Raw genomic sequence first — 19530 nt, forward strand, 5'->3', positions numbered from 1 at the left:
TATATGCCACTGTTTTCGGCCAAACTATCAAGAACACAAACACCGGACAAACCGGGAACAACGGGACAGACAAATGGGAGTATCGCAATTTGCAGGGGGTCGCCTGGCGACCATGGTGATTCTGGCGACCTGCAGCCTGCCAGCGCATGCCACCAATGGATTCAATCTGATTGGCTTTGGCGCCGAATCCACGCTGATGGGGGGAGCCGATGTCGCAGTCGCCCGCGACCCATCGGCACTCAACACCAACCCAGCTGGTCTTGCCCAGATTCAAGGGCGCATGTTCAACGGCTTTGCGTCACTGCTGCGCACCACGGACCTGCGACATGAGGACCAATGGGGCAATGACGAACATGCCGCCAATCGCTACACCGGCCTGGGCGGCGGCGGCTATGCCCAATCGCTGGACAGCCTGCCATGTACAGCTGGCGCGGGCATGTTTGCCCAGGGCGGCGCCGGCGGCGTGTTCAAGAACATCACCACCCCGGCAGGCAACGAAGACAAGTTTTCTGCGCTGTTTGGCATCGCCAAGTTTACGGGCGGCCTCGGCTGCCAGGTGACAGATAACCTGGCGCTGGGCGGCAGCTTTGGTCTGGTATATGCGAGCCTGGAGCAGAATCTTTATGGCAATACCACCAATGGCATCAAGATAGAAGACGTCAGCACCATACGCCCGACCTTCAAGCTGGGCATGCAATACAAGCTGACGCCGCGCATTGTGCTGGCGGCGGCGTATACCGGCAAAACCGAATTGCCAATGACCGATGGCGAGATGAAGTTCAATACGGGTTCCGGCTACATCACCTATCACGATGTCAGCTTCAAAGGCTTTGCCTTGCCACGGGAAATTGCCATAGGCGCGGCCTTTCGGCCAAATGATGCATGGCTGCTCTCGGTAAAGCTGAACTGGCTGGAATGGTCGGACGCCCTGACCTCCAGTACCTTGCGTGCCAGCAATCCGGATAATCCGCTTGCGCCCACCATTACCCAAACCAACAGCCTGGACTGGAAAAACCAGTGGGTGATTGCTACGGGTGCCGCTTACACGCTGAACGACCGCACTACCCTTTACGCTGGTTACAACTATGGACGTAACCCTATCCCACGCGGCAATACCACCCCATTCATCGCAGGTATTCTGGAGCATCATTACACCATGGGTGCCGCTTACAAATGGAACGAGAAATGGACGGTGATGGGCGGCATCGAATATGACGCCCGCATCCGCGTCAAATACAACAACGATGAATTGCCTTTTGGTAACTCTGCCCTCAGTAATGAGGCGGTATTTTTCCACTTCATGCTCACGCGCAAGTGGTGATAAACCTGTGCTAACAAAAAGGGCTCCCGCGGGAGCCCTTTTTTAATTTGGAACCATGGCTATTTCCTGGTATTCGGCGTCAATTCGATATCCGTATTGAAGCCAAACAACTGCCCCGCCCAGATAAACACCACCCACACCAGCACGCCAAATGGCAGATAGCCAAAGTAACCCAGCAGTGGCATTTCGGCAAAAATGTGAATGACATTCACGTAGGGAATTTCATAGATCCAGTAATTTGGATTGGTTTGCAATTCCGGCATGGGATGCGCACTGCCGTAATTCCAGATTTCCCAGAAAAAGCCATTGAACAGCGATGCCAGGGCCACCAGCAGCAATGGGTTCCAGTTGCCTTGTGCCAGCGCAGTGAATGGGCTGCTCACCTGCTTGCGTATCAGCTGGCCGCTCAGTATCACCAGCGGGCCTATCCACACCACCCAGAACAAGGGGTAAGGCAGAAACACCATGGCAAAAATCGAGATATAGCCTGCCAGCATCATGAGGTTGCCGGGCAAGGGCAGCTTGGGACCATTGCTGTAGCGGTTTGCCAGCTTGGGGCAGGTCTTGAGCAGGGTATACCACTCAAAAATGGCCGGCCACACCGTGGTATAGGCAATCAGGAACAGCGCTACGATCATTGCATGGCTGAGTTCGGGCATGGTGCCATTGGGGTAATACCAATTGCCCAGCACAAAATAATCGTAATACTCGAAGAACAACCAGCCGAAAACGGAGACGAAGGCGCTGATCGCCAGCGTCTTGGGTTTGGAAGACAGCAGGGACACCCCGTTATTGCGACTGTATACCAGACCATCCAGTGCGAGGATAAAGCCCCACCACAAAGGTGAAAACGCATAGTAAGCCCATGGCACTACCCGGCCCCACATCAAGCCCAGGAACACGACAGCAAAGGCCAGACCAATCCAGAACCAGACCGGCAAGGCTGCTTTGGGCACAGGGGGCGGCGGAGCAACAGGCTTGAACCCGAACCATTGTGGAAACAGCAGAAACGCCAGAAATACCAATTCAACAGCCAGCACGGCCAGAAACACGAGCAGATTGAAGCCGGGATCCGGCTGAACGTATTGCGGTGGAAAGACACCAAAGCCAGGCGGCAGGTGATCAGGATAGGCAAACCACGCCGCGATTAACGGCAAGGCCAGGCACAACAGGATAGGCCAGATAAAACTCCATTTCTTGGACATTGCGTACTTCCCCCCCTTTGGTTGATGGAACAACATTTTTTATTTGTATTTTTGTTGGCCGCATGTGCGTCATTGCGACGCGCGGTCAGGACGACAGGCTGCGCTTCTTGCGTTGGCGCTTGTGCTCATACATGCGTGTATCTGCCAGGTGTTTGAGCACATTCCTGTCCGCACTTTCACTCACCATCGCCACGCCATAGCTGATACCGGAAAAATCAAATCCCTGGGCATGTACCGCCTGCATGGCCGCATGCAGCTTGGTCTCGATGGACGTCAGATCCCCGCTGGGGAAAGTAATTGCAAACTCGTCGCCACCTATGCGATGCAGGGCCCCATATTTCATGAGCTCACTGCGAACAGCCGATGCAAAGGCGCAAAGCAGTTCATCGCCACGCTTATGACCAAAATTGTCGTTGTAAAACTTGAGACCATCCATATCCACAAACACAAGCAGACCACTCTGCGGCAGATGCTCCAGCTCTTTGTCCAGTGCATAGCGGTTGGGCAAACCGGTCAGGGCATCCGTATACGCGATCTGCAGGTTATGTTCGGACTGGTTGAGGGCATACTCTTTTTCATAATGCAGTTGGGCAAACTGCCGTGCCAGCACCAGGGCCAGCAAGATCATTTCCACGGTCACTGCGAGCAAGCCGATGTGCTCGATGTAAATGGTATAAATCCCTTCCAGCCCGGAATTGGTGATGGCATAAGCGCCGATCGCAAAAAAAGCCACCACGGCCACCAAGTACATGCGCGCCGTACGGTTGCCGCGATATGAGCAAATCACCCCTGCCAGCAGGCCGTAAGTCATGATCACACCAACGCCATAGCGGTCCATTTCCATGGACCAGTTGGGGAACAGCAAGGCAACAAGAAGGAAGATTCCCAGGAAGCCCAGCGCCCAGCGCCTGAAAGCATGCAGTTTGCGATAGACATGCCGTTTGATGCCCAGCAAGCTGGAGACAAACAGAATGTAGGCAAAATTGGAAAACAGGATGGGAATGCTGACCAGGTAAAACCAGTGAACGCCGAACAAATCGGGAGCCACCAGCATGGCCATGCTGTTGTAGACCAGGTTGCCTGCAATAAAAAGTGCGTACATGGTGTCGGTGCGCTGACCGCGTACATAGCCGAGCACCGAGTAATAGACCATCAGGATCAACATCGCCCCGACGCAAATAAGCACAATGGCATTGCCGGCCTTGATGGCCTGGCGATAGTCATCCAGCGTATCAATATAGGGCTGAGGCTGGGCCAGGTAAAAGGAAGAGTAAAGCTCACTGATGATGCGGTAGTGTCCGGTCGGCAATTTGATTTCCCGCCCATGGCGCAGCATGAAGGGATTATCTGTCGCTGACGAGATGCCACCCGTCAGCTTGAGCACCAAATCGCCATTGTCATCAAACACATAATGGGTAAAACGCTCAATAACGCTGGAGTTCTTGAAATCGACGACATACGTGCTCTTGCCGTCCAGATTGATATCGGCCTGATGCAGGAATACACCACCGGTGTTTTTGGTATGCGCCACCTTGGGCAGGCCGGTTTCCGACATGTCGTATTGCAGCTGATAATCCCAAACCTCAGCGGCCTGATACCACTCCCCCTTTAGCTCCAGCGGAGTCGCCGATACCGGCATTGCCAGCACTAACAGCCAGATGCATAAGCAGAGGTTTACAACCGTGCGAAACGTCATATTAGTTTTATGCAATTTTCTTGAGCCTGACAAACCTTGAATCAAAGCTGAAACTCCCCCTCAGCTCCCTGAACCTCCGGGGCATTAAACCACATCATAATACATAAAACATATCTGACAACGCCCATCGATTTATACCACTGGGTATAGGCTGCCCAGCCTTGTCAGACAGGGGCGATATTATTTGTTACTGCTTGCCATGGCGCTTGTCAGCAGTGATATGATTTGTACAACACTGTGCGTGAATCAACATCTGAATATATAAATTCACTCCTATGAAGAGAATCAGTACCGTACAGAGGTTCCTGCTGCCGATCGCCATACTGATCATTCTGGCGGCGGTATTGCAGGCCTATTTTGAATACCGCAGCAAACTGGCTACCGTAGAGCAGGATGCACAAGCCCAGACCCGGGCCAGCATACAGCTGCTTCAAACCACCGAAAATCTGGTGCACTCCCAAGTTCTCGCCTCCATGCGGTTGCTGCGTCAGAATGCGCTCAGCCTGGGTCTGCCTGCCATCAGCAGCAGCACCTTGCTCAACGGCAAACGCATTCCCAATCTTGTCTTCGGCAATCACCCGCAAACCGGCAATTTCACCGTAGTGGACGAAGTGACCCGCATTAATGGTGGCACCGCCACCCTGTTTGTCCGGGCGGGCGATGACTTCATCCGCATATCGACCAATGTGCACCAGCTGGATGGCAGCCGGGCCATCGGCACGGTGCTCGACCCCAAAGGCCGCGCTATTGAGGCGCTGCGTGAAGGCAAACCTTTCTATGGCGTAGTGGACATTCTTGGCAACCCCTATATCACCGGATATGAACCCATGTTTGATGCCGAAGGAAAACTGATCGGCATCTGGTATGTAGGCTTTCAGGCAGACATGGATGCCCTGCGCACCACCATGGAAAATACGCGTTTTCTGGAAACGGGCTTTGCCGCCATGCTGGACAGCCATGATCACATTCGTTTTCTGTCTGCCCATATCAAAACCGCCGCAGCAGAACGTCTGATCGCCGAGCGCCCGGCTTCATGGCAACTGATCAGTCAGGATGTGCCCAGCTGGCGCTTCAAGGTGGTATACGCCTACCCAAAGAAGGAAGCCGCCGTCCAGGGCTTGCTCAAAGCCCTGTATGTTCTGTTAAGCGGCTTGATTGGCCTGGGCGCGCTCGCGCTGATTGTGCAATCGCAACTGACGCGACTCGTCATCAAGCCCATAGGCGGCGACCCCGAGCTGGCGGTAGCCCTGGTACGCAAGATTGCCAGCGGCAACTTGCAGGATGATGGACTGACCGGACAGCCCAATACGCTGATTTCTCATATGATCACCATGCGCAACAGCTTGCGCAAGATGATGGATACCCTGCGCTCCAACAGTGAGAACCTGAGCCTTGCCGCCAGTGTATTCGAACATGCTGGTGATGGGATTTTCATTGCAGATGCGCGCTTGTGCATTGTGCAGGTGAACCCATCTTTCGTGAAAATCACCGGATTCAGCGCGGAAGAAGCCAAAGGCAAAAATCCGCAAGAGCTTTCGTTTGCCGTTCATGACCCCCAGTCCCTGCTGGAGATGATTTATTGCGTGAAAAAAGACGGGCAGTGGCGCGGCGAACTGCAAAACATCAACAAGCGCGGAGAAACTTATCTGATTTCGATTGATGTCTCCAGCGTCTCCAATCAGGACGGCCTCATCAGCCATTATGTAGGCACCTTTTCCGACATAACCCTCATGAAGCGCCAGCAGGAAAGCCTGCAGCACATGGCGTATCACGACACGCTCACGCAACTGCCCAATCGGGCCCTTTTTGCCGACCGCTTACGACAGGCGTTGGCCCGCACCTCCCGCACTGAAGAAACAATCGCGGTGTGCTATATGGATCTGGATGGATTCAAACCGATCAACGACACCCTTGGCCACGAAGCAGGTGACGAGCTCTTGATCAAGTTGTCAGAGCGGGTCAAGGAAAGCCTGCGCTCCGGCGACACCATTGCACGCATGGGGGGCGATGAATTCGCCCTGCTGCTATGCAACCTGCGCTCAGGCGCCGAAGCCCGTGAAACGCTGGATCGCATTTTGCAGAACATCAAGCACCCTTTTCAGGTCAAAAATCACGAAGTGTGCATCAGTGCGAGTGCAGGCATGTTCCTGAATCCATCTCCCAACCATGATCTCGACTTCATATTGAGCCGCGCAGACCATTGCATGTACCTGGCAAAAACCAGTGCAGAGCTGGATTTTTATGTTTATGACCCGACCATGGAGCCATTGAGGCCCGTCTGAGCCCACATGCGTGAACCTGAACCCGGCATCGCCGTTTTAGCACAGGCACTTGACCCATCAACATGAGTTACGCTTATTACCAGCTTCCCGGTGGCCGTGTGGCGGCGCTGGATATTGATTCCCCCTTCCCTGCTCCTGAATTCGCGCTGAGCGAGCCCAACGGGCTGCTGGCGATTGGCGGCGACTTGTCGCCAGAGCGTCTGCTGAGTGCTTACCGGCAAGGCATTTTCCCGTGGTTCAGCGAAGGGGAACCCGTGCTGTGGTGGAGCCCGGATCCGCGCATGGTGCTTTTCCCTGAGGAATTAAAAGTATCGCGTTCACTGGAAAAACGCTTGCGCAAGCCAGACTATGAAGTGCGCTACAACACCCGCTTTCTGGAGGTGATGCGCCGCTGTGCAGAAATTCCGCGCGCGCACCAGGACGGCACATGGATTACCGAGCAAATTGTGGCGGGCTACCATGCCTTGCATCAGATGGGGCATGCCGTGAGCGCGGAAACCTGGATGGAGGGCGAGCTGGTAGGTGGATTATATGGCGTGCGGCTGGGATCCATGTTTTATGGCGAATCCATGTTTCATGCCAGAACAGATGCCTCCAAAATAGCCTTTGTGCATCTGGTACGGGACTTGCAACGGCGGGGAGTAAGGATGATAGACTGCCAGATGAAAACCGCCCATTTGGCCTCGCTAGGCGCCCGCGAGATTCCCCGTGCGGAATTTTTGTCACGCTTGACTGGACTCATCGCCTCATGACCTTGCCTAATGACATTCCGCTGCAAAACATCCAGTTCTACACGACCACGCCCTATCCATGTGGTTATCTGGAAAACAGATCGGCGCAATCGCTGATTGCGGCACCGCACCATCTGATTAATGCCAATATCTATAGCGGCCTCATCCAGCTGGGGTTCAGGCGTAGCGGCAAGTTTGCCTACCGCCCCCAATGTGGCGAGTGTCAGGCCTGCATCCCAGTACGACTGCTGGTCGAGAAATTCAAGCCCAACCGCAGTCAGAAGCGCGCATTCAAACAGCATTTTTCCCTGCAAGTCACCATCCAGGATCTGCATTTCAGCGAAGAGCATTTCCATCTATACCAGGCCTATCAGATAGCCCGCCACAGCGGCCAGCAGGATGGCGAAACGGAGACGGAAACGCAGGACCAGTACCGTAATTTCCTGGTACAAAGCAACGTCAACAGCCGACTCATTGAGTTTCGGCAAGATGGCGTCCTCAAGATGGTCAGTGTGGTGGATATCGTCCATGATGGTATTTCTGCGGTATATACCTTTTATGATGCCAGCGAAAAAGGCAGCAGCTACGGTACCTTCAATGTGATCTGGCTCAGTGCCTGGTGTCATTCGCTAGAACTGCCGTATCTCTACCTTGGTTACTGGATCAAGCAAAGCCCGAAAATGGCCTACAAACAGAATTTTGCCCCGCAGCAAGCCCTGATCAATGGCGAATGGCAGGACATGCATTTTGAGTAATGCATTTAAATTCTGCGGCCTCTGAACTTTTTGCATAGCCCTCGCTCTTATTCAATGTCATCTCCATCGCAAGCGGCATCCCACATGAATTGAGCCTTATGTCGGGATGTCGTTTTTGCATTCAGGCCCCCGCTTCATGCCGCATGTTACAATGCGCGCTTTAATAAACTTCGGCATTCCCCCTTGAACAAGCTGGTTATTTTCGGTGTTGGCCTGATCGGCGGCTCTGTCGCGCTGGCCCTCAAACAGGCACAAGCCGTCAAGCACATTGTGGGTATCGGCCGCGACGGCGATCAGCTGCAAACCGCCCTGGAGCTTGGCGTGATTGATGAGGCACAAACCAGCCTCGCGCACGCGCTGGATCAGGCAGATGTGGTATTGATTGCAGCGCCTGTCGCCCAGACATTTCCCATCCTGCAGGCCATTGCAGCGCATTTGCCGCCTGACACTATCGTCACCGACGCTGGTAGCACCAAGTCCGATATCGTCGCTTACGCCGAAACCGCGCTGGGCGATCGCCACCATCAGTTTGTGCCCGGACACCCGATTGCCGGCGCTGAGAAAAGTGGCGTCACCGCCGCGCGCGCCGATCTTTTCAGCCAAAAAAATGTCGTTCTCACGCCATTCAAGTCCACGCCAGCCTCGAATATCGCCAAAGTGCAAGCCATGTGGGAAGCCTGTGGCGCCCATGTCATCCAGATGACGGCCACCGAGCATGACCGTATTTTCGCTGCGGTGAGCCATCTGCCGCATCTGCTGGCATTTGCCCTGGTCAATGAGCTGGCCAGCCGCCCCAATGCGGATCAGCTGTTTGATTTTGCTGCCAGCGGATTCCGCGATTTCAGCCGTATCGCGGGTAGCCACCCTGAAATGTGGCGCGACATCAGCCTCGCGAACCAGACTGCCCTGCTTGATGAAATTGATGCCTACCAGGCGCAACTCAGCCATGTGCGCGAGCTGTTGCAACAGCAGGATGGCGCAGGCTTGCAGCGGTTGTTTGAGCGCGCCAGCCAAGCCCGCAATGCCTGGGCACGTCATAAAAAATATTGAGGCTATCGTAATGCACACCCTGGACCTTGCTCCCATCCACCATGCCCATGGCGACATCGTATTGCCAGGCTCAAAAAGTATTTCCAACCGTTGCCTGCTGCTGGCTGCCCTTGCCGATGGCACCACCGACATTCGTGACCTGCTGGACTCGGATGACACCGCTCGCATGCTGGAAGCCCTGCAAGCGCTAGGGGTTGAAATGGATCAGCTGGCGGCGCATGACTGGCGCATTACGGGGTGTCGTGGGCAATGGCCAGTGCGACAAGCCGATCTTTTCCTGGGCAATGCCGGTACGGCATTCCGTCCCCTGACGGCCGCGCTCGCATTCTCCCAAGGCGAATACCGCCTGTCAGGCGTGCCCCGCATGCATGAGCGGCCGATTGCTGATCTGGTGGATGCGCTCAGGCAAGCCGGGGCCGATATTCACTACGAAGGCAATACGGGCTTTCCCCCCTTGCACATTCTTCCCGCACGCATCACCGGACAGCACACCCTGCAAATACGCGGCAATGTCTCCAGCCAGTTCCTGACTGCGTTGCTGATGGCTTTGCCACTGCTCAACGAGCAAACACGAATTGAAGTTGTCGGGGAGTTGATCTCAAAACCTTATATCGAAATCACGCTGAATCTGATGGCCAAATTTGGCGTCAAGGTTGAACGCGAAGGCTGGCAGGCATTTACCGTGCCCGCGGCCAGTCAGTACAGCAGCCCTGGCGAATTGTATGTGGAAGGCGATGCTTCATCGGCGTCCTACTTCCTGGCAGCTGGCGCGATTGCCGGTGGCCCGGTGAAGGTGCATGGGATTGGCCTTGACAGCATTCAGGGCGATGTACGTTTTATTGATGCCTTGCGTGAGATGGGGGCCGTGATTGAACACGGGGATAACTGGATCAGTGCTTCCGCTCCGGCCTCGGGCAAGCTGAAGGCGCTGGATATGGATTGCAACCATATTCCGGATGCCGCCATGACGCTGGCAACCGCCGCGCTGTTTGCCGATGGCACTACCCGCTTGCGCAATATTGCCAGCTGGCGCGTCAAGGAAACGGATCGCTTGCATGCCATGGCGACTGAACTGCGCAAAGTAGGCGCAACCGTGGAGGAAGGGCAGGACTATATTTGCATTACGCCGCCCGCCAGCCTGACGCCAAACGCGACGATTGATACCTATGATGACCACCGCATGGCGATGTGCTTTTCGCTGGTTGCCCTAGGCCAAACCCCGGTAACGATCAATGACCCCGGGTGCGTCGCCAAGACATTCCCGGATTACTTTGAACGATTTGCCGACATCACGAGCGCCGGCGCCTGAACATCCCGCCAGCGCCGTTTAAACTAATAAGCGTTATAAAGCTCGATTTCGGGGCCATTGTTACGCTCAATACGCTGCCAGACTTTTTCATGGAAAAAGAAAGCCACCGTATTGCAGGCAGGCTCAACAAGCGCAATCGCACTGCCCAGCGCCCAGCTGCCGGTCAAAGCGTAACCTACGGAAAAAGCAACCGTGAAGTGAATAACGGCAAAGGTAAATGTTTTGGTCATGATGCAATCCCCTTGGGCTGATAATGGTGTTACGGCATCATCGCGCAAGGTATTGAATCAATCCAATTGATTATAGAAACCACGTTGATAAATTAATTAAATATGACTATCCCCGTAATTGCCATTGATGGGCCCTCCGCTTCTGGCAAAGGCACCGTAGCCCAGCGCGTTGCAGATAAACTAGGCTTCCATTATCTCGACTCTGGCGCACTGTATCGCATCGTGGCCTACGCAGGCAGGCAATACAACATTGCCTGGAATCAAGGTGAAACACTGGCCGACATGGCAGCAAAACTTGAAATCCGCTTTGAAGACGGCCAGATTTACCTGAATGGCAACATCATTACTGAAGAAGTAAGGTCTGAAGAAATCAGTCGCGGTGCGTCTGAAGTCGCCGTGCATCCGGCTGTGCGCACGGCCCTGCTGGCCTTGCAGCACAGCTTCCGGCAAGCCCCTGGCCTGGTGGCGGATGGACGTGACATGGCCACCGTGGTTTTCCCCGATGCCATTGCCAAAGTCTATTTAACCGCCAGTGCTGAGGTACGTGCAGAGAGAAGGTATAAGCAGTTGATGGAAAAAGAAATCCATGCTAATCTGCAGGATATTTTACAGGATTTGCAAAACCGCGACACTCGCGACCAGCAACGCGCTACAGCGCCCCTGCAAAAGACAGATGATGCCATGCTTTTAGTCACTGATCAGCTCTCCATAGACCAGGCGGTTGAAAAAGTTCTCCAGCATTATCGACAGGCGTCGCAACACCTGGCGCCACAAGCGTAAAAGCAACACCTTTAATTATGCAGCACCCGTGCTATGAGCCTCGTGGTTCATGGCTTTTTTAACTTTACCCCGCTGCCCGGCGGGTTTAATCAGGTAATTTTATTAATGGCTAACCTTTCCACCCCTACCTTTACCGAAAGCTTTGCAGCTCTTTTCGAAGAAAGCCTGGCTCGCCAGGAAATGCGCTCCGGTGAAGTGATTACTGCAGAAGTAGTTTCCATCGACGATGACTTTGTTATCGTCAACGCCGGCCTCAAGTCGGAAAGCGTCATCGCAACCAGCGAATTCCGTAACGACCGCGGCGAACTCGAAGTGGCTGTTGGCGACTTCGTGCAAGTTGCTATCGAAACCCTGGAAGACGGCTACGGTTCCACCAAGCTCTCCCGTGAAAAGGCGAAACGTCTTGCTGCATGGCTGGATCTGGAAAACGCCATGAACGAATCCCGCATCATCAAGGGCATGATCAATGGTCGCGTCAAGGGTGGTTTGACTGTTATGGTTAACAGCATCCGCGCCTTCCTGCCAGGCTCCCTGGTTGATTTGCGCCCTGTTAAAGACACCACGCCTTTCGAAGGCAAAGAGTGGGACTTCAAGGTTATCAAGCTGGATCGCAAGCGCAACAACGTTGTGGTATCGCGCCGCGCTGTTCTCGAAGAGAGCATGGGTGCCGATCGCGAAGCGCTGCTGGGTTCACTGAAAGAAGGCGCAGTTGTTAAGGGTATCGTCAAGAACATTACCGATTACGGCGCATTCGTTGACCTGGGCGGCATTGACGGCCTGCTGCACATCACCGATCTGGCATGGCGTCGTGTTAAGCACCCATCCGAAGTGCTGACTGTAGGCGAAGAAGTTGAAGCCAAGATCCTGAAGTTCGATCAAGAAAAGAACCGTGTATCGCTGGGCATCAAGCAACTGGGCGACGACCCATGGGTTGCTCTGACCCGCCGCTACCCAGTAGGCACCCGCCTGTTCGGCAAGGTAACCAACCTGACCGACTACGGCGCATTCGTTGAAATCGAGCCAGGCATTGAAGGTCTGGTACACGTTTCCGAAATGGACTGGACCAACAAGAACGTACATCCTGCCAAGATCGCCCAACTGGGTGACGAAGTAGAAGTCATGATTCTGGAAATCGACGAAGACCGTCGCCGTCTGTCCCTGGGCATGAAGCAATGCCAGGTTAATCCATGGGATGAATTTGCTGCCACCCACAAGAAGGGTGACAAGGTTAGCGGTCAGATCAAGTCCATCACTGACTTCGGCGTATTCATCGGCTTGCCTGGTGGCATCGACGGCCTGGTTCACCTGTCCGATCTGTCCTGGAATCAAACTGGCGAAGAAGCTATTCGCAACTTCAAGAAGGGTGACGAAGTCGCTGCTGTTGTTCTGGCTATCGACGTTGAAAAAGAGCGTATCTCTCTCGGCGTTAAGCAACTGGACAACGATCCATTCAGCGCCTACACCACCACCAATGACAAGGGCGCCATCGTAACCGGCACCGTGAAGTCTGTGGATGCCAAGGGTGCTGTTATTACCCTGGACGGTGAAGTTGAAGGTTATCTGCGTGCATCTGAAATTGCTCGCGAGAAGATCGAAGACGCCACCACCGCACTGAAAGAAGGCCAGGAAGTGGAAGCTCGCATTCTGAACATTGATCGCAAGAACCGCTCCATCAACCTGTCTATCAAGGCTAAGGATATCGCTGAAGAAGCGGATGCCATGCAGAAGTACAGCAACGATGCTGGCGCTGCAGGCACCACCAACCTGGGCGCATTGCTTAAAGCGAAACTTGACGGCAAAAACAACGAGTAAGGCAGTCACGCCATGACCAAATCTGAGCTGATTGCCAATCTGGCTGCGCGTTTTCCGCAACTGGTGGTCAAAGATGCCGAGCTTTCTGTGAAGGCCATCATTGACTCCATGGCGGATAACCTGGCCAGTGGAGAGCGCATCGAGATTAGAGGGTTCGGTAGCTTCAGCCTGAACTATCGCCCTCCTCGTCTCGGACGCAACCCCAAGACTGGCTCAAAAGTGCAGGTACCTGAAAAATACGTACCTCACTTCAAGGCCGGTAAGGAATTGCGTGAACGCGTAGACCTCGTTGAGTAAAACTTGACGTCACTAGCAGTACAAAAAGCAGCATCTTCGGATGCTGCTTTTTTTATGTAGTTAATCTTAATGATCGGCTTACTCTCTGTTATATGATTTAAATTCGCCACATCAGAGCGGCTTAGGTAAAATCATTATCATGCGCTATATATACATCCCTTTAGGCACCCTGCTCTTCATCATGTTGCTGGGGTTTGCCCTCAAGAATTCCCAGCCCGCCGAGTTGCACTACTATCTCGGCCTGATTTGGCAGGCTCCACTCTCCCTCATGCTGCTGATCACTTTCTCAATAGGTGTGCTTGCCGGCATTCTTGCCTGCGTCGGCGTGATGATCAAACAAAAGCGCCAGGTCATGAGCCTGCGTAAAGAACTTAAAACACTTAACAAAAGCACTCAGCAGGAACCTTGAATTAATGATGGAATTTGAATATTGGTGGCTATTGGCCCTGCCCCTGTTTTTTGCGTTGGGCTGGGTAGCCGCCCGAGTCGATATCAACCAGCTGCTTTCTGAATCAACCACCCTCCCGGCCGCCTATTTCAAGGGTCTGAACTTCCTGATCACCGACCAGCACGACAAAGCGATAGAAGCCTTTGTCGAGGCGGTGGAAGCCAATGCAGACTCCCTGGAACTGCATTTCGCGTTGGGCAGCTTGTTCCGTCGACGTGGCGAAGTGGATCGGGCGATTCACTTGCACCTCAATCTGCTGGATCGCAAAGAGTTGCCCGAACAGCAGAAACTCGCCGTGATGGCAGAGCTGGCTCAGGACTACCTCAAGGCAGGTCTGCTGGATCGTGCCGAAGAACTCTTCAAATCCCTCGATGGCAGCCGCTACAAACAGCCAGCCTTGCGCTCACTGCTGGAAATTTATGTACGCGAACGCGAGTGGGAACGTGCGATCAAATGCGCGACCGAACTGGAACGCATCTCTGGCATCCCTTTCCGCAAGGAAATCGCCCAGTACTACTGTGAAATGGCGGTTAAATCCATACTCAACAACGACGCCCACACTGCGCGCTACGAGCTGGATATGGCACTGGATGCCAACAAGGCGTGCGTGCGAGCCACCATCATGCTGGGCGACATGGAAGCCGCCGCGGGAGATCACAAAGCCGCCATTGCCATCTGGAAGCGCATTGAATACCAGGATGCAGAGCGCATCAGCCTGGTGGCAGCCAAACTCCTGAAGAGCTACCGTGCCCTGGGCCAGAGTGAGGAAGGCCTGAATCTGCTCGCGAGCTACCTGGAAAGCTACAAGCTGCCGACCCTGCAAACCGTGGTATATGAAGCCACCATGGCAGAAAAAGGCCCGGAGCCTGCCGCCAAGCTGGCACGCACCGAATTGGCCAGAAAGCCCAGCCTGCAAACACTGGATCAGCTGTTACAGGCAAGAATCGCGCTGGAACCTCAGGATCAGCAAGAGACCCTGTTGATGCAGCAGACCATCCGTCGCGCCATAGGCAATCGCAATGTGTATTGCTGCGACCAGTGCGGCTTCAAGGCCAAAAACTACCACTGGCAATGCCCGGCATGCAATGCCTGGGAATCGCTCCCCTCCGAACCGACCGAAGCACTCTAAATGACCACGCACGACCCCAAGATCGTAGTTGCCCTTGATTACGCCGACGCCCCAAGTGCGCTCGCGCTGGCAAACCAGCTTGACCCGAGCCAATGCCGCCTCAAGGTCGGCAAAGAGCTCTTTACCGCGGCAGGTCCTCAGCTGGTGGAAACGCTGGTTGATAAAGGCTATGGCGTCTTTCTTGACCTGAAATTCCACGATATCCCCAACACCGTGGCCAAGGCTTGCGAGGCCGCTGCCAAACTCGGCGTGTGGATGCTGAATGTGCATGCCTCGGGTGGACAGCCCATGATGGAAGCTGCCAAAGAAGGAGTGGCCAAAAGCGGACATCAGCCTTTGCTGATCGCCGTCACCATCCTCACCAGCATGGATCAGAGCGTCATGCAGAGCCTGGGCATTCCAGGCACGTTGCAGGATCAGGTATTACGTCTTACCCACCTCACGCAAGCCGCAGGCCTGGATGGCGTGGTGTGCTCAGCGCAGGAGGCGCCCGTTTTACGTAACGCCCTGGGCGAAAACTTCTGCCTCGTCACCCCCGGCATACGCCCACGCAACGCCAGTCTGGATGATCAATCCCGTGTCGTCACTCCGGCCGATGCATTGCGTCAAGGCTCAAGCTACCTGGTGATTGGTCGCCCCATCACGCGCGCGGCGGATCCGCTGCAAGCCCTTCGTGACATAAATCACGAGATCAGTTTGATTTAAAAAGGCTTTTTTCAGCGCCAGAGTAATATCCCATGAGGTCACAAAAGCATGTGACCGGATTTTCAACATCATCATGGGAGTTAGGTAATGAAAAAAAGTTTGCTTATCGCACTGGCCACCCTTTGCTTTGCGTTGAGTGCGCATGCTGCGGTCAACATCAATACTGCCACCAAAGAAGAGCTTGAAACCGTCAAAGGTATCGGCCCCTCAAAGGCCCAGGCCATCATTGATTACCGCAAGAAAAACGGTAACTTCAAGACAGTGGAAGATTTGAACAATGTGCCTGGCTTTGGTGACAAGTCGCTGGCAAAACTCAAGGGACAAGTCTCTGTCGTGGGTAAATCTGCTGCTGGCACTGTTTCGACCAAAGAAAAAACCAGCCCTTAAACATCCATCCCATCCATAAAAAAGCCCCGAACTTGCGGGGCTTTTTTTATTGTGCGAGACATCAGCCTTCGGTTTGAAAACCAAGCAGCGTCGGTTTCACCTCAGGCTTACTTGACGCGCATGCCTGGCGCGGCACCACTATCCGGACTCAGAATATAAGGCCCGCCACGCTCATCAGACGCCGCCAGCACCATGCCTTCCGACATGCCGAACTTCATCTTGCGTGGCGCAAGATTGGCCACCATCACCGTCAAGCGGCCTTGCAAGGTGGCTGGGTCATAAGCTGATTTGATGCCAGCAAACACTTGGCGTGGTTTTTCTTCGCCAATATCCAGCTCAAGACGCAGCAGTTTCTCAGCGCCTTCCACATGCTCCGCCGTCACAATACGGGCAATCCGCAGATCCACCTTGGCAAAGTCATCAATACTGATGTATTCAGCTTCAGCAGGCGCGCTGGCTGCAACGGGGGCCGCGGCGGCAGGGGCAGCAGCAGGCGTTGCCTGCAGGGATTCTTTATTGGCTTCTATCATGGCTTCTATCTGTTTGGGGTCAATACGGGTAATCAGATGCTGGTAAGCGGCAATCGCATGGCCTGCTGGCAAGGCATTGTCCACTTGTGTCCAATCCAGCACGGCAATATTCAGGAAGGCTTCAATCTGACCTGCCAGCTTGGGTAATACGGGCTTGAGGTAAAGTGTGAGCAGGCGGAACATTTCCAGCGCAGCGGTACAGACCTGATGCAGCTCCGCTTCACGGCCAGCCTGCTTCGCCATATCCCACGGCGCGTGCTCGGCAACATAGCCATTGGCTTTATCAGCCAGCGCCATGATTTCGCGCAAGGCACGGCCATAATCGCGTGTGTTATAGCATTCGGCAATACTGCTTGCCGCCTGGCGCAACTCCGTGATGACAGCATTATCCGCCAGCGCAGCCAGCTTGCCGTCAAAGCGCTTGCTGATAAAGCCTGCGGTGCGGCTCGCGATATTGATGTATTTGCCGACCAGATCGCTGTTCACACGTGCCGTGAAATCATCCAGATTGAGATCGATATCTTCCATCGAGCCATTCAGTTTGGCGGCGTAGTAATAGCGCAGGTATTCCGGGTTTTTCACATGCTGCAGATAACTGCCAGCAGTGATGAAGGTGCCGCGTGACTTGGACATTTTCTCGCCATTCACCGTCAAAAAGCCGTGCGCGAAAATCTGCGTCGGCTGGCGATGACCAGAATACTTCAGGGTCGCAGGCCAGAACAACGCATGGAAATACAGGATGTCCTTGCCGATGAAATGGTAAAGCTCGGTCTTGCTGTCGGCTTTCCAGTATTCGTCAAAATCCAGCCCCAAGCGGCTGCACAGATTCTTGAAGCTGGCCATGTAGCCGATAGGTGCATCCAGCCAGACGTAAAAATACTTGCCAGGCGCATCGGGAATCTCAAAGCCGAAATATGGCGCATCGCGCGAAATATCCCAATCGGACAAGCCCGACGCGAACCACTCGCCCATTTTGTTGGCGGCTTCAGCCTGCAAGGTGCCAGAGCGGGTCCACTGCTGCAAAAACTCGCCGCATTCAGAAAGCTTGAAGAAATAGTGCTCGGTTTCCTTGCGCACCGGCGCCGCGCCAGACACGGCAGAGTATGGATTGATCAGCTCAGTCGGGCTGTACGTCGTGCCGCAGACTTCGCAGGAATCGCCATACTGATCCTTGGCATGGCATTTGGGACATTCGCCCTTGATAAAGCGATCCGGCAAGAACATCTGTTTGACCGGGTCAAAAAACTGCTCAATGGTCTTGGTGGCAATCTTGCCGTTTTTCTTGAGCTCCAGGTAGATACTGCTGGCAAGCTCGCGGTTTTCCGGGGCATTGGTCGAGTAGTAGTTATCAAACTCCACCAGAAAACCCGAGAAATCCGCATAGTGTTCGGTATGCACCTTGGCAATCAGCTGCTCAGGCGTAATGCCCTCTTTTTCAGCGCGCAGCATGATGGGGGTGCCATGCGTATCATCGGCACAGACATAATGCACGGTATGGCCCTGCATTTTCTGGAAACGCACCCAGATATCGGTCTGGATATACTCAACCAGATGCCCGAGGTGAATGCTGCCGTTGGCATACGGCAAGGCGGAAGTAACCAGGATTTTGCGGGATGATGCGGACATAGTGTTTTTGTAATCGGCCTGAATGCTTGAATAGACCTGCATTTTAACAAATCGGCCCGGCTTTCACATGCGTTAACTTGGCGCATGCGTTAAAATTTGTTCTTTCAGATGCCCACCCGCAGGAAGCTTCGCCATGGCCTTGACCGAATCCGATATCCAGAATGTCCTGAAAACCATCACCGACCCCAATACCGGCAAGGATTACGTCAGCAGCAAATCCGCACGCAATATCCAGCTCAAGGGCAATGACCTGTCACTGGACATCGTGCTGGGCTACCCAGCCAAGAGCGTGATCAGCGAGATTCAAACCCAGGTAAAAAGCGCGCTGGAGCATATCCCCGGCATCGGCAGTGTCACCGTCAATGTGGGCAGCCGCATCGTCTCGCATAGTGTTCAGCGCGGCGTGCAACTGCTGCCTGGCGTCAAGAACATCATCGCCGTCGCCTCCGGCAAGGGCGGCGTAGGCAAATCCACCACCGCCGTCAATCTGGCTCTGGCACTGGCTGCCGAAGGTGCCAGCGTGGGGATACTGGATGCCGATATCTACGGCCCATCGCAACCGCAAATGCTGGGCATCAGCGGCCGTCCGGACAGCGCCGATGGCAAGAGCATAGAACCCATGCAAAGCCATGGCATACAAGCCATGTCGATTGGTTTTCTGGTGGATGTGGATACGCCCATGGTCTGGCGCGGCCCTATGGTCACGGGCGCACTGGAGCAACTGCTGCGCGACACCCGCTGGAAAGATCTGGATTACCTGGTCATCGACCTGCCGCCTGGCACGGGCGATATTCAGCTCACGCTCTCGCAAAAAGTCCCGGTCACCGGCGCTATTATCGTGACCACCCCGCAAGACATCGCCCTGCTGGATGCTCGCAAGGGACTCAAGATGTTTGAAAAAGTCGGCATCCCTATCCTAGGCATTGTAGAAAACATGAGCACGCACATTTGCTCAAACTGCGGTCACGAGGAGCATATTTTCGGCGCTGGCGGTGGCGCGGCCATGGGCAAGGATTACAACGTCGACCTGCTCGGCAGCCTGCCGCTGGATATCCGCATCCGCGAACAAGCAGACGGCGGCACACCCACCGTGGTGGCCGACCCCGACAGCAAGATTGCGGCCACCTATCGCAGTATCGCGCGCACCACGGCCATCAAGATCGCCCAGCTGGGGCTGGATCACAGCAGCAAATTCCCCAGCATCGTCATTCAGAACACCTGATTCTGGCGACACGTC

Annotated in this window: 18 protein-coding genes; 14 read left to right on the forward strand and 4 right to left on the reverse strand. The window is 54.4% G+C overall.

Annotated features, from left to right (window positions below; genetic code table 11):
- Positions 1 to 73 precede the first annotated feature (73 nt).
- On the forward strand, positions 74 to 1321 hold the full coding sequence (locus LG203_RS05110) for an OmpP1/FadL family transporter (protein ID WP_230344782.1): 1248 nt from the start codon (positions 74 to 76) through the stop codon (positions 1319 to 1321).
- 59 nt (positions 1322 to 1380) lie between these two features.
- Here the strand turns inward: LG203_RS05110 and LG203_RS05115 are convergent, their stop codons facing one another.
- Together LG203_RS05115 and LG203_RS05120 are read right to left on the reverse strand one after the other, a co-directional pair.
- The gene (locus LG203_RS05115; RefSeq protein ID WP_230344783.1) at positions 1381 to 2526 is read right to left on the reverse strand and encodes a mechanosensitive ion channel protein MscS; all 1146 of its coding nucleotides are present in this window, start codon (positions 2524 to 2526) and stop codon (positions 1381 to 1383) included.
- Between the two features lie 85 nt (positions 2527 to 2611).
- A complete protein-coding gene (locus LG203_RS05120; protein ID WP_230344784.1) occupies positions 2612 to 4165 on the reverse strand; it encodes a sensor domain-containing diguanylate cyclase in 1554 nt (517 codons plus the stop codon).
- A 332-nt stretch (positions 4166 to 4497) separates the two neighbouring features.
- Between LG203_RS05120 and LG203_RS05125 the strand changes: the two genes are divergently transcribed.
- The 5 genes from LG203_RS05125 to aroA all read left to right on the forward strand — a co-directional run bounded on the left by LG203_RS05125 (position 4498) and on the right by aroA (position 10349).
- Positions 4498 to 6504 (forward strand): Cache 3/Cache 2 fusion domain-containing protein, encoded by a 2007-nt coding sequence (locus tag LG203_RS05125; protein ID WP_230344785.1) that lies wholly within the window; start codon positions 4498 to 4500, stop codon positions 6502 to 6504.
- A 62-nt stretch (positions 6505 to 6566) separates the two neighbouring features.
- Positions 6567 to 7256, forward strand: a complete 690-nt coding sequence (gene aat, locus LG203_RS05130; protein WP_230344786.1) for a leucyl/phenylalanyl-tRNA--protein transferase — start codon at positions 6567 to 6569, stop codon at positions 7254 to 7256.
- Entirely contained in the window at positions 7253 to 7990 is a 738-nt protein-coding gene (locus tag LG203_RS05135) for an arginyltransferase (protein WP_230344787.1), read from the forward strand. The genes aat and LG203_RS05135 overlap by 4 nt, the downstream gene beginning before the upstream one ends.
- A 183-nt stretch (positions 7991 to 8173) precedes the next feature.
- Positions 8174 to 9040, forward strand: a complete 867-nt coding sequence (locus LG203_RS05140) for a prephenate dehydrogenase (RefSeq protein WP_230344788.1) — start codon at positions 8174 to 8176, stop codon at positions 9038 to 9040.
- Between the two features lie 10 nt (positions 9041 to 9050).
- Positions 9051 to 10349 carry a 3-phosphoshikimate 1-carboxyvinyltransferase gene (aroA, locus tag LG203_RS05145; protein ID WP_230344789.1) on the forward strand — a complete coding sequence of 433 codons (1299 nt, stop codon included), beginning with the start codon at positions 9051 to 9053 and terminating at the stop codon, positions 10347 to 10349.
- Between the two features lie 23 nt (positions 10350 to 10372).
- On the opposite strand, the gene LG203_RS05150 is transcribed toward aroA, so the two are convergent.
- The gene (locus LG203_RS05150; protein ID WP_230344790.1) at positions 10373 to 10579 is read right to left on the reverse strand and encodes a DUF2061 domain-containing protein; all 207 of its coding nucleotides are present in this window, start codon (positions 10577 to 10579) and stop codon (positions 10373 to 10375) included.
- Positions 10580 to 10681: 102 nt separating this feature from the next.
- Here LG203_RS05150 and cmk point away from each other — a divergent pair, with 102 nt between their 5' ends.
- The 7 genes from cmk to LG203_RS05185 all read left to right on the forward strand — a co-directional run bounded on the left by cmk (position 10682) and on the right by LG203_RS05185 (position 16137).
- Positions 10682 to 11359, forward strand: a complete 678-nt coding sequence (cmk, locus tag LG203_RS05155) for a (d)CMP kinase (protein WP_230344791.1) — start codon at positions 10682 to 10684, stop codon at positions 11357 to 11359.
- Between the two features lie 105 nt (positions 11360 to 11464).
- A complete protein-coding gene (gene rpsA, locus LG203_RS05160) occupies positions 11465 to 13171 on the forward strand; it encodes a 30S ribosomal protein S1 (protein ID WP_041362646.1) in 1707 nt (568 codons plus the stop codon).
- Positions 13172 to 13183: 12 nt separating this feature from the next.
- Positions 13184 to 13468: an integration host factor subunit beta gene (locus tag LG203_RS05165; RefSeq protein WP_013441946.1), complete on the forward strand. Its 285-nt coding sequence runs from the start codon at positions 13184 to 13186 to the stop codon at positions 13466 to 13468.
- 139 nt (positions 13469 to 13607) lie between these two features.
- Positions 13608 to 13877: a LapA family protein gene (locus tag LG203_RS05170; protein WP_013441945.1), complete on the forward strand. Its 270-nt coding sequence runs from the start codon at positions 13608 to 13610 to the stop codon at positions 13875 to 13877.
- A gap of 4 nt (positions 13878 to 13881) precedes the next feature.
- Complete coding sequence (gene lapB, locus LG203_RS05175) at positions 13882 to 15045, forward strand: lipopolysaccharide assembly protein LapB (protein ID WP_013441944.1); 1164 nt, start codon at positions 13882 to 13884, stop codon at positions 15043 to 15045.
- The gene (pyrF, locus tag LG203_RS05180) at positions 15046 to 15750 is read left to right on the forward strand and encodes an orotidine-5'-phosphate decarboxylase (protein WP_230344792.1); all 705 of its coding nucleotides are present in this window, start codon (positions 15046 to 15048) and stop codon (positions 15748 to 15750) included.
- Positions 15751 to 15837: 87 nt separating this feature from the next.
- Positions 15838 to 16137: a ComEA family DNA-binding protein gene (locus tag LG203_RS05185; protein WP_230344793.1), complete on the forward strand. Its 300-nt coding sequence runs from the start codon at positions 15838 to 15840 to the stop codon at positions 16135 to 16137.
- A 107-nt stretch (positions 16138 to 16244) separates the two neighbouring features.
- Here the strand turns inward: LG203_RS05185 and metG are convergent, their stop codons facing one another.
- Positions 16245 to 18293, reverse strand: coding sequence for a methionine--tRNA ligase (metG, locus tag LG203_RS05190; protein ID WP_230344794.1), 2049 nt, complete (start codon positions 18291 to 18293; stop codon positions 16245 to 16247).
- Between the two features lie 133 nt (positions 18294 to 18426).
- Here metG and apbC point away from each other — a divergent pair, with 133 nt between their 5' ends.
- Positions 18427 to 19515, forward strand: a complete 1089-nt coding sequence (gene apbC / locus LG203_RS05195; RefSeq protein WP_230344795.1) for an iron-sulfur cluster carrier protein ApbC — start codon at positions 18427 to 18429, stop codon at positions 19513 to 19515.
- Positions 19516 to 19530 lie beyond the last annotated feature (15 nt).

This window comes from Methylovorus mays (assembly GCF_020531915.1).
Lineage (GTDB): Bacteria > Pseudomonadota > Gammaproteobacteria > Burkholderiales > Methylophilaceae > Methylovorus > Methylovorus mays.